Origin of the sequence: aff. Roholtiella sp. LEGE 12411 (assembly GCF_015206995.1) — a bacterium.
Classification (GTDB): Bacteria; Cyanobacteriota; Cyanobacteriia; order Cyanobacteriales; family Nostocaceae; genus Komarekiella.
Genome location: NZ_JADEXR010000331.1, coordinates 1 through 1,124, shown reverse-complemented (window position 1 = coordinate 1,124; position 1,124 = coordinate 1). Strand labels below are relative to the sequence as shown.

At 43.4% G+C, this 1,124-nt stretch carries 1 protein-coding gene; it reads left to right on the top strand.

Annotated features, from left to right (window positions below; genetic code table 11):
- Positions 1-46: 46 nt before the first annotated feature.
- The coding region (locus IQ246_RS29750) for an iron uptake porin (protein ID WP_194006866.1) at positions 47-1,124 on the top strand (1,078 nt) is incomplete at its 3' end.

Sequence of the window (1,124 nt, the reverse complement as noted above, 5' to 3'; positions counted from 1 at the left end):
AGTAGGTCGAGTAAATACAACCATAGCTTCTCAAGCTTCTACATTCATCCAAACAGAGCAACTAAAAGTTAATCAGCAGTTGGTTGCTCAAGTACAAACTGATGAAAGCAACGTTTTAGAACAAGTTAATAAATACAGCAGTGAAGCTAATAACCAAAATTCACTGTCTCAGGTAACATCAGTTTCTCAGTTCTCTGATGTACAGCCAACTGACTGGGCATTTCAAGCGTTGCAATCCCTGGTTGAGCGCTATGGTTGTATTGCAGGATACCCAAATGGTACATACCGTGGCAACCGAGCACTGACGCGTTATGAGTTCGCCGCAGGTTTGAATGCTTGTTTGGATCGGGTTAATGAACTGATTGCAACAGCAACTGCGAATTTGGTAACAAAGCAGGATTTGGCAACTCTTCAACGTTTGCAAGAAGAGTTCTCAGCAGAATTGGCAACTCTGCGTGGTCGAGTCGATTCTCTGGAAGTACGTACTGCTGAACTGGAAGCAAATCAGTTTTCTACTACAACTAAGCTGGTTGGTGAAGCTATTTTTGCTGTTACTGACAACTTTGGCAGCGGCGACAACAATAATACTGTCTTTCAAAATAGGGTACGCTTAGATTTTCAATCCAGTTTTACAGGTCAAGATACCCTGCATACTCGGATTGCTGCTGGTAATGCAAATGCCTTAGCTTTACCAGGTGGTACAGCTGAAGGTCTTCAAACCTTTAACCTGTCCCCTAGTGTTGACAATAGTACTTTCATAGACTGGTTGTCTTATTATTTCCCGATTGGCAACTCACAAGTGTACCTTGCTGCTACTGGGGGTATTCATAGCGATTACGTTCCTACTGTCAACCCATACTTTGAGGATTTTGACGGTGGTAACGGTGCTTTGTCTACCTTTGCTTCTGAAAGCCCAATCTATCGAATTGGTGGCGGTGCTGGTGTTGGCTTTAACTTAGCCTTTGGTGGCGGTGGTACTTTCAAACCTTCATTAACCTTTGGTTACTTGGCATCTGAAGCAAATAATCCTAGCCCTGGTTCAGGTTTATTTGAGGGTAACTATGCTGCTTTAGGTCAGTTGAATTTGAACGTTGGCGATCGCCTTACCTTAGCAGCAACCTACG